At 64.0% G+C, this 8,062-nt stretch carries 10 protein-coding genes and 1 pseudogene; 5 read left to right on the forward strand and 6 right to left on the reverse strand.

All coding sequences use genetic code 11. From position 1 onward, the window contains the following. Positions 1 to 29: 29 nt before the first annotated feature. Positions 30 to 284 (reverse strand): annotated as a pseudogene (locus EN884_RS16710) (DEAD/DEAH box helicase); the annotation flags it as partial. Positions 285 to 482: 198 nt separating this feature from the next. On the opposite strand from EN884_RS16710, the gene EN884_RS38670 reads away from it, so the two are divergent. Together EN884_RS38670 and EN884_RS16715 are read left to right on the forward strand one after the other, a co-directional pair. Then, positions 483 to 632 carry a hypothetical protein gene (locus EN884_RS38670; RefSeq protein WP_164746448.1) on the forward strand — a complete coding sequence of 50 codons (150 nt, stop codon included), beginning with the start codon at positions 483 to 485 and terminating at the stop codon, positions 630 to 632. A 107-nt stretch (positions 633 to 739) separates the two neighbouring features. Beyond that, entirely contained in the window at positions 740 to 1,774 is a 1,035-nt protein-coding gene (locus EN884_RS16715) for an aspartate-semialdehyde dehydrogenase (protein ID WP_063169561.1), read from the forward strand. Positions 1,775 to 1,928: 154 nt separating this feature from the next. Here EN884_RS16715 and EN884_RS16720 read toward each other — a convergent pair whose 3' ends face one another. Further along, on the reverse strand, positions 1,929 to 2,336 hold the full coding sequence (locus EN884_RS16720; protein WP_013528796.1) for an ACT domain-containing protein: 408 nt from the start codon (positions 2,334 to 2,336) through the stop codon (positions 1,929 to 1,931). A gap of 188 nt (positions 2,337 to 2,524) precedes the next feature. On the opposite strand from EN884_RS16720, the gene EN884_RS16725 reads away from it, so the two are divergent. From EN884_RS16725 to EN884_RS16735, 3 genes are all read left to right on the forward strand, one after another. Beyond that, complete coding sequence (locus tag EN884_RS16725) at positions 2,525 to 3,430, forward strand: bestrophin family ion channel (RefSeq protein ID WP_063169560.1); 906 nt, start codon at positions 2,525 to 2,527, stop codon at positions 3,428 to 3,430. A gap of 112 nt (positions 3,431 to 3,542) precedes the next feature. Further along, on the forward strand, positions 3,543 to 3,953 hold the full coding sequence (locus EN884_RS16730) for a DoxX family protein (RefSeq protein WP_063169559.1): 411 nt from the start codon (positions 3,543 to 3,545) through the stop codon (positions 3,951 to 3,953). A gap of 134 nt (positions 3,954 to 4,087) precedes the next feature. Further along, positions 4,088 to 4,351 (forward strand): glycine zipper domain-containing protein, encoded by a 264-nt coding sequence (locus tag EN884_RS16735; RefSeq protein ID WP_013528799.1) that lies wholly within the window; start codon positions 4,088 to 4,090, stop codon positions 4,349 to 4,351. A gap of 84 nt (positions 4,352 to 4,435) precedes the next feature. Here EN884_RS16735 and rpsP read toward each other — a convergent pair whose 3' ends face one another. The 4 genes from rpsP to EN884_RS16755 form a co-directional block, all read right to left on the reverse strand. Then, positions 4,436 to 4,837, reverse strand: coding sequence for a 30S ribosomal protein S16 (rpsP, locus tag EN884_RS16740; RefSeq protein WP_013528800.1), 402 nt, complete (start codon positions 4,835 to 4,837; stop codon positions 4,436 to 4,438). Between the two features lie 37 nt (positions 4,838 to 4,874). Further along, positions 4,875 to 5,201, reverse strand: coding sequence for a chorismate mutase (locus tag EN884_RS16745; protein WP_013528801.1), 327 nt, complete (start codon positions 5,199 to 5,201; stop codon positions 4,875 to 4,877). Between the two features lie 7 nt (positions 5,202 to 5,208). After that, entirely contained in the window at positions 5,209 to 6,819 is a 1,611-nt protein-coding gene (gene ffh, locus EN884_RS16750) for a signal recognition particle protein (protein ID WP_024504031.1), read from the reverse strand. A 290-nt stretch (positions 6,820 to 7,109) separates the two neighbouring features. Then, entirely contained in the window at positions 7,110 to 8,060 is a 951-nt protein-coding gene (locus EN884_RS16755; RefSeq protein WP_128360637.1) for a CPBP family intramembrane glutamic endopeptidase, read from the reverse strand. Positions 8,061 to 8,062: the final 2 nt, after the last annotated feature.

Here is an 8,062-nt window from a genome sequence, read left to right on the forward strand (position 1 = left end):
CTCTACGAACTGACCGGTGCCACCGTGGCGTCCTGCGTCGGCGCCACCGCCAGCGCCAGCGGTGCGGCGGCGTGGCCGAAGCGCTCCGCGCCCTCAAGCAGGGTCGGCGCCAGAGCGAGGCCGAAGGCCACCGTCTTGCCGGAGCCGGTCTGCGCCGAAACCAGCGCATCGGCCTCGCCGAGCTCGGGCGCCACGACCGCCTTCTGGACGGGCGTCAGCTCGGAATAGCCGCGTTTCTCCAGCGCCCTGGCAAGCGCTGGAACAAGTGCTTCGAAGTTGGACATCTCACTCTTTCGGAATTTTAGGGTCCGCGCTCATCACGGAGCACATGCCGGGGCGGGCCTCGCGCCAGCCAAACAATCTTGGCCGTTCGTACTTCGCGCAGCCGCGATTGTACAGGGCGCGCGCAAAACCAGGCGCCGCTCGGCAATTGACTCTTGCCGCAAACCGCGTAAAAGCCGGCACCGAACGGGACAGTTTCGATGCGCGGCCTTTTGACGGCTCTTCCTGCATTCGATGCCCCCAGCCTCAATGCACATCATTGGGCCGGGCGCGTCGGCGCATCTCCTCGTTTCAGCAAAACCACATTCTTGGCCGAGAAAACTGGCAAAACCACCACCAAAACGGTGTGATTCCCTTGGCCTAACCACCCTCTCCCGGGTTCGGCCCGGGGGACGGAACCCGCAGCGGCCAGCGGGTTTCTCCAAAAACCAAGCGGAGAGGGACAGGAGATTTTTCGATGAGTTTCAAGGTAGCGATCGTCGGCGCCACGGGCAATGTGGGCCGGGAAATGCTCAACATACTGGAAGAGCGCGGCTTTCCGGTAAGCGAGGTGGTGGCGCTGGCCTCACGGCGCAGCCAGGGCACGGAAGTGTCGTTCGGCGACCGCACGCTGAAGGTGAAGTCGCTTGACCAGTATGATTTTTCCGACACCGATATCTGCATCATGTCGGCCGGCGGCAACGTCTCCAAGGAATGGTCGCCGAAGATCGGCAAGCAGGGCTGCGTCGTCATCGATAATTCGTCGGCCTTCCGCTACGACCAGGACGTGCCGCTGATCGTGCCGGAAGTGAACCCGGACGCGATCTCGCTGTTCACGCGCAAGAACATCATCGCCAATCCGAACTGCTCGACGGCGCAGCTGGTGGTGGCGCTGAAGCCGCTGCACGATTTCGCCACCATCAAGCGCGTCGTTGTCGCCACCTACCAGTCGGTGTCTGGCGCCGGCAAGGAAGGCATGGACGAGCTGTTCACGCAGACACGCGCGGTGTTTGTCGCCGACACCGTCGACGTCAAGAAGTTCACCAAGCGCATCGCCTTCAACGTCATCCCGCATATCGACGTCTTCCTCGACGACGGCTTCACCAAGGAAGAATGGAAGATGGTCGCCGAGACCAAGAAGATGCTCGATCCCAAGATCAAGCTGACGGCGACCTGCGTGCGCGTGCCGGTGTTCATCGGCCACTCGGAAGCGGTCAACATCGAGTTCGAAAAGCCGATCACCGCCGACGACGCGCGGGATATCCTGCGTGAAGCCCCAGGCTGCCAGGTCTTGGACAAGCGCGAGGACGGAGGCTACATCACGCCGCTGGAATCGGCCGGCGAGGACGCCACCTTCATCTCGCGCATCCGCGAGGATTCGACCATCGACAACGGCCTGTCGATGTGGATCGTCTCCGACAATCTGCGCAAGGGCGCCGCACTCAACGCGGTGCAGATCGCCGAGCTTTTGGTCGAGCGCGGCCTGATCCAGCCGAAGAAGAAGGCGGCCTGACGGCTGATTTAGTTTTCGCTCACGGGCCGCACCGCCGCTAGCGCGGCTGGCCCGCGGTCGCGGGCTCCGCCCTCGGCCGGGATGCTGAAGGTTTGCGGAGCATTGATGAAGGCCAATCTCCCCCACGAGGGAGATCGGCAGCTTCGCCGATGCGCTACACTCGGTTGTCTTCGGCCAGCCCGATCAGCAGCTTCAGTGCCTCCTCCGCCCTATCGGCGGGAACGAACAGATGGTCGTGATAAAAGGCCGAAACCGGGTTCACGCCCATGCCGGCGGCGGCCAGGCGCGTGGTGATGGCGGCGAGGAAGCCGACGGCTTCCAGCGACGAATGGATGTTCAGCGTCAGCATCCGGCAGCGGAACGAAGCGGTCAGTGCCGCGGCGTTGGCCTCCTCCTCGGTCACGATCAGCGTCACACCCTCGCGCTCGCGAAACACCATCACCGGCTCAACGCCTTCCGGCTGAGGGACGCCGGGTGCCAGCGTGACGAAGACATAGGCGCCGGCGAGCAGCTCCGGTGTCATCGACGCCAGCAGTGTCTTGAGATCGGTTTCGCCGGCCATCTGTCTTCCCTCGCCTGCAAAAAACGGGCCGCAGCCCACGTGCTCTTCAATATCCGCGACCGGCGCGTGCCGATAGTCCAGGCGCTGCAAGGACGACATGGCGATGTCGCTGGCGGCTGGGCTTGCAGAGCTGTCGCATCGCACAATAGAGAAGCTGAGGGCCAGTGCCGGTCCGTGAAAGGCCTTCGATGATCGTTCGCCCGCGCCCCACATTCCTGCAGCTGTTCTTCATCATGCGCGGTTCGGTCGTGCCACGCATTCTGCCGCAAATATTGGGCTTCGCGCTTTATTCCGCGATCATCCTGGCCGCGGCGCGCCGGTTCCAGCTTGATTTCAGCGTCTTCAACATCACGCCTTTCGGCCTGGTCGGCGTGACATTGTCGATCTATCTCTCGTTCCGCAACAACGCCGCCTACGACCGTTGGTGGGAGGCGCGCAAGCTGTGGGGCGCGCTGGTCTTCGAAATGCGCAACCTGGCACGCGCCACCACCAGCCTCATCCCGGACCAGACCGAACAGCGCGCCCTGCTGATGGAAGCGCTCGCCTTCTGTCATTTCCTGCGCGGGCAGTTGCGCAAGATCGACAGCATGAAGGATGCCCGTGCCTTCATCGACGCGGAGGCGGACAAGGCAGCAGCCTTTTCCAATCCGGCGGATGAGATGGTCAGGCGCATGGGCCGGCGTGCCAATGCGCAGCGCCTGGCGGGCGACGTCGACACGATCGGCTTTCGTATCCTCGATGAGAGGCTCGCGTCGGTCGCGGCCATCCAGGCCGGCTGCGAGCGGATCGCCGGTACGCCCTTGCCGTTCGCCTACACGCTGCTGGTGCATCGCACGGCCTATATCGTCTGCCTGCTGCTGCCGATCGGCCTGATCTCGACCACCGGTTGGGCGACGCCGCTGTTCACCGCGCTGATCGCCTACACTTTCTTCGGCCTCGACGCGCTGTCGGAAGAGCTCGAGGATCCGTTCGGGACCGAAGCCAACGACCTCGCTCTCGACAGCCTCTGCCGTGTCTGCGAAATCTCGGTGTTCGAGGCGCTTGGCGAAACGCCGCCGAAGATGATCCCGGCGGAAAAGTTCTATTTTTCGTAGGCAAAGGCGCGCGGGCTTAAAAGAATCTGCCCCGCTGTCGGATCGCCGCTCCATGCCACGTCCTTGGTTCGACCCCAGCAAGAAGGGGATAGAACCATCAGGAGGGACCATCATGAGCATTTCCGAAACCGCGCCCGTCTCGCCGGGCGCTTTGTGGACCGGCCGCGCGCTCAGCGGCGTCATCGTGCTGTTCATGATCTTCGACGGCGCCATCAAGCTGCCGCCGCTCGATATCGTCATCCAGACGATGGTACCGCTTGGCTGGCCGGCCGATCCGAATGTCGCGCGCATGCTTGGCGTCATCGGCCTGATCTCGACCGCTCTCTACGCGCTGCCGCGCACCTCGGTGCTCGGCGCCATCCTGCTTACTGCCTATATGGGCGGCGCCATCGCCACCAATGTCCGCGTCGACAACCCGCTGTTCTCGCACATTCTGTTCGGCGTCTATCTCGGCATTATCCTGTGGGGTGGCCTGTATCTGCGCGATTCCAGGCTCCGCGCGCTGATCCCGTTCAGCCGTTAGATCCGGATCGAAGCACCGCTTTCGGCTCGAAGCCTGAACCCTTTGCCGGGCAATATCTCAGGGATCGAATCGTCGAGTTGCGAGTTAGAGATTCGCCCGGCGGCGGAGGCGGCTCCTATCGGAGAGGAACGACGATGAAGAAAACGATGCTTTTGATGGCGCTGCTGGTGCCGCTCGCCGCTTGTTCGCAAACGGAAAAAGGCGCGGCCGTAGGCGGCCTCGGTGGCGCTGCCGTCGGTGCGGCCGTCGCCGGCGATCCGGTTGAAGGCGCCGTCGTCGGTGGTGCTGTCGGCGCTGTTGCCGGCGCGCTGATCGGCCGGGCGAGCGAGCGTGGCGAATGCCGCTACCGCGATAGCCGTGGCCGCGTCTATATTGACCGCTGCCCGCGCGGCTATTGACCGGGCGGCTTTTACAGACAGGGTCGAATGAAAAAACGGCGGGCACATGGCCCGCCGTTTTCCTGGATGCGATAGAGCAAATACTTATTCGGCGGTTGCGGCTTCCGCCTCGGCCGGTGCAGCCGCGGCGGCGGCAACGGCAGCAGCGGCATCTTCCTGCGCCTTCTTCAGAAGAGCAGCGCGTTCCTGCGCCTTCTTGCCCGGCTCGGCCTTCTTCGGGTTGGAACGGGCGTCGCGCTTGACGAGGCCGGCCTCGTCGAGGAAGCGCAGCACGCGGTCGGTCGGCTGGGCGCCATGCGCCAGCCAATGCTTGACGCGGTCGGCGTCGACCTTGACGCGTTCGCCGTCCTTGGGCAGCAGCGGGTTCCACGAGCCGATGGACTCGATGAACCGGCCGTCACGCGGCGAACGGGCGTCGGCAATGACGACGTGGTAGTAAGGACGCTTCTTCGAGCCCGCACGGGCCAGTCGGATCTTCAAGGGCATTTCTTTTCTCCTAAAAACTAAGTTCGTTGATTGGGTTTCAGTTGGTTTTCGTCACGCCGTTGGAAGCGGCGATCTGTTCGTGGTGGCGGATCACTTCGCGGACGACGAAGTTGAGGAACTTTTCCGCGAAATCCGGGTCGAGATGGGCATCCTTCGCCAGTTGGCGAAGCCGGGCGATCTGCTGCTGCTCGCGTGCCGGGTCGGCCGGCGGCAAGCCATGAGTCGCCTTCAGCACGCCAACCGCCTTGGTGCAGCGGAAGCGCTCGGCAAGCATGTGGATGAGGGCTGCGTCGATGTTGTCGATCGACGCCCGGTAATCTGCCAGGAGGGCGCGGGCGTCGGCCATGTCCTTTTCTTCGTTCATGGCGTCCTCACTTCTTCTTGCCAAGGCCGGGCAGCCCGCCACCGCCGAGGCCGGGAAGCCCGGGAAGTTTCATGCCGCCGGGCAAACCTGGCATGCCGCTGGGCAGGCCACCGCCGCCGGGAAGGCCTTTCATGCCGCCGCCTAGGCCGGCTGCCTGCGCCTGCTTCTGCAAGGCTTCGAGCTGCTTGGGATCCATCTTCGACAGGTCCGGCATGCCGCCGCCCATCATGCCACCCATACCGCCGGGCATCATGCCGCCGAGGCCCATCTTGGAGGCGAGGCCGCCCATCATGCCGCGCATCAGGCCGCCGCCTTTGCCCTTGCCGCCCATTGCCTTCATCATGTCGGCCATGCCGCGATGCATTTTGAGCAGCTTGTTGATTTCGGCCGCGTCGGTGCCGGAACCGGCAGCGATGCGCTTCTTGCGCGAATGCTTGAGCAAATCGGGATTGGCGCGCTCTGCCTTGGTCATCGACGAGATGATGGCGAGCTGGCGGCCGAACATCTTGTCGTCGAGACCGGCGGCGGCCATCTGGTCCTTCATCTTGCCCATGCCGGGCATCATGCCCATGATGCCGCCCATGCCGCCCATCTTCGACATCTGCTGAAGCTGGCCGGCGAGATCGTTCAGGTCGAACTTGCCCGACTGCATCTTCTTGGCCATCGCCGCCGCCTGTTCGGCGTCGATGTTCTCGGCGGCCTTTTCGACGAGCGAGACAATGTCGCCCATGCCGAGGATGCGGTCAGCGATGCGCTTGGGGTGGAATTCCTCCAGCCCGTCCATCTTTTCGCCGGTGCCGATCAGCTTGATCGGCTTGCCGGTGACGGCGCGCATCGAAAGGGCAGCACCGCCACGGCCGTCGCCGTCCATGCGGGTCAGCACGAGACCGGTGATGCCGACGCGCTCGTCGAAGCTCTTGGCCAGGTTGACGGCGTCCTGGCCGGTCAGCGAATCGGCGACCAGCAGGATTTCGTGCGGGCTCGATACCTTCTTGATGTCGGCCATCTCGACCATCAGCGGCTCGTCGATATGGGTGCGGCCGGCGGTGTCGAGGATGACGACGTCGTGGCCGCCGAGCTTGGCCGCCTGCACGGCGCGGCGCGCGATGTCGACCGGCGACTGGCCGTCGATGATCGGCAGCGTGGCGACCTTGACCTGTTCGCCGAGCTGGCGAAGCTGCTCCTGCGCGGCGGGGCGCCGCGTGTCGAGCGAGGCCATCAGGACCTTCTTGTTCTGACGCTCGGAAAGACGCTTGGCGATCTTGGCCGAAGTGGTCGTCTTGCCGGAACCCTGCAGGCCGACCATCATGATGACGACCGGCGCCGGGGCATTGAGATCGATGGCGACGCCTTCAGCGCCGAGCATGTCGACCAGTTCGTCATGAACGATCTTGACGACCATCTGGCCGGGCTTGATCGACTTGACCACGGCAGCGCCGACGGCCTTCTCGCGCACCTTGTCGGTGAAGGAGCGCACCACTTCCAGCGCCACGTCGGCTTCGAGCAGCGCACGGCGCACCTCGCGCAGCGCCGCCGAGACATCAGCCTCCGACAGCGCGCCGCGGCCGGTCAGGCCGTTCAGGATCGAACCAAGACGTTCCTGTAGCGATTCAAACATTCGTTTTCCTTTTCCCTGGCACCCGGATGGTGCCCGAGAGGTAATGCGTTCGCGCCCAGTGTCCAACCAAAAGTCCAAGCAAAAGCCAAAACCAAAAAGCACCCGGGGGCGCTCAGCGCTGCCGGGTGTTGGCCTCCAGGATCGATTTACAGCACTTCACCTCAAAGAGGTTTCGGCGTCCTGGTCGGCTTGCTCGGAGGGATACTCGTCGCGGAATTCGGGGCGTGTAGACAGGAAATCTGCGCAAGAGTCAAGACAAGGGCCGGGTAGCGTCATTCCCGGACCCGCATTCAGGCCGTGCTCGCGCGGTCCGGAAGCTCGGCGGCGACCTTGAGCGGCGAGCGCGGATGCAAAAGCAGCCCGATGGTCAGCAGGCTGCAGGCGATGCCGATGAAGGCGATGAGAACCGCATCCGACGTTGCCCAGCCCGGTCCCTCGAGCGGCCTGGCGTTGAACAGGGCGAAGGAATTGTAGCTTTCCTGATGCGAGATCAGCAGGAAGCCGGTCAGGTTGTTGCCGAGATGAGCACCCAGCGCGGCGCCGAGATTGCCTGTTGCGTAAACGACAAGCGTCAGCAGCAACGCGAAAGCGGCGATCGACGCCAGCACACAGGCGTTGATGGCTGGCGACGAACTCGCACTCCAATGCAGCGAGGTGAACAGCAGGGCCGGCAGCAGCGCCCAGATGAACGGGCTCTTGAACCGGCTGGCCAGCCCGCGCAGCAGGTAGCCGCGAAACAGCAACTCTTCCGACGAGGTCTGCAACAGAGTGAGCGCGGCGATCGGGATCGCAAACAGCAGCCAGGACGACAGGCTGATCGGGCCGCGCGCGATCTGCGGCTGCAAGAGATAGAGCAGGATTTCGGAGATCAACGAGGTGATCAGCACCGCGATCAGCCCCTTGAGGAAGCCGGACCATGAAACACGCCGGCTGTTGCCGAGCAGCGCCGACAGCTTCTCGCCATGCACCCAGCGCATCGCGACCCACAGGCCGATCCAGATGCCGGCGAACGAGACGAGCGCGGTGAGAATGCCGATGGGCGAGGCGAGGAAACCCTGCATGCCGGATGATGGGGCCGCCTGCCGGGCGAAGAAGGCATAGGTGCCGCCGACCAGCACGGCCACGGTGGTTGCTGCCCAAAAAAGGACGACGATCCCCGTTCCGAGCAACAGGCGCGGCAAGGTCGTCCTGGCGTTCGGCGAATGCCTGTAGCGCTCGAAGGCGGCCTGATCGATGGTCACGC

This window comes from Mesorhizobium sp. M7A.F.Ca.AU.001.01.1.1, assembly GCF_004022735.1.
GTDB lineage: Bacteria > Pseudomonadota > Alphaproteobacteria > Rhizobiales > Rhizobiaceae > Mesorhizobium > Mesorhizobium ciceri.

Bases quoted from the DNA above. Each gene is read 5' to 3' on its own strand.
- EN884_RS16735 (WP_013528799.1), top strand. From the start codon at position 4,088: ATGAAGAAAACGATGCTTTTGATGGCGCTGCTGGTGCCGCTCGCCGCT.
- EN884_RS16745 (WP_013528801.1), bottom strand. From the start codon at position 5,201: ATGAACGAAGAAAAGGACATGGCCGACGCCCGCGCCCTCCTGGCAGAT.
- rpsP (WP_013528800.1), bottom strand. From the start codon at position 4,837: ATGCCCTTGAAGATCCGACTGGCCCGTGCGGGCTCGAAGAAGCGTCCT.
- EN884_RS38670 (WP_164746448.1), top strand. From the start codon at position 483: ATGCGCGGCCTTTTGACGGCTCTTCCTGCATTCGATGCCCCCAGCCTC.
- ffh (WP_024504031.1), bottom strand. From the start codon at position 6,819: ATGTTTGAATCGCTACAGGAACGTCTTGGTTCGATCCTGAACGGCCTG.
- EN884_RS16730 (WP_063169559.1), top strand. From the start codon at position 3,543: ATGAGCATTTCCGAAACCGCGCCCGTCTCGCCGGGCGCTTTGTGGACC.
- EN884_RS16725 (WP_063169560.1), top strand. From the start codon at position 2,525: ATGATCGTTCGCCCGCGCCCCACATTCCTGCAGCTGTTCTTCATCATG.
- EN884_RS16720 (WP_013528796.1), bottom strand. From the start codon at position 2,336: ATGGCCGGCGAAACCGATCTCAAGACACTGCTGGCGTCGATGACACCG.
- EN884_RS16715 (WP_063169561.1), top strand. From the start codon at position 740: ATGAGTTTCAAGGTAGCGATCGTCGGCGCCACGGGCAATGTGGGCCGG.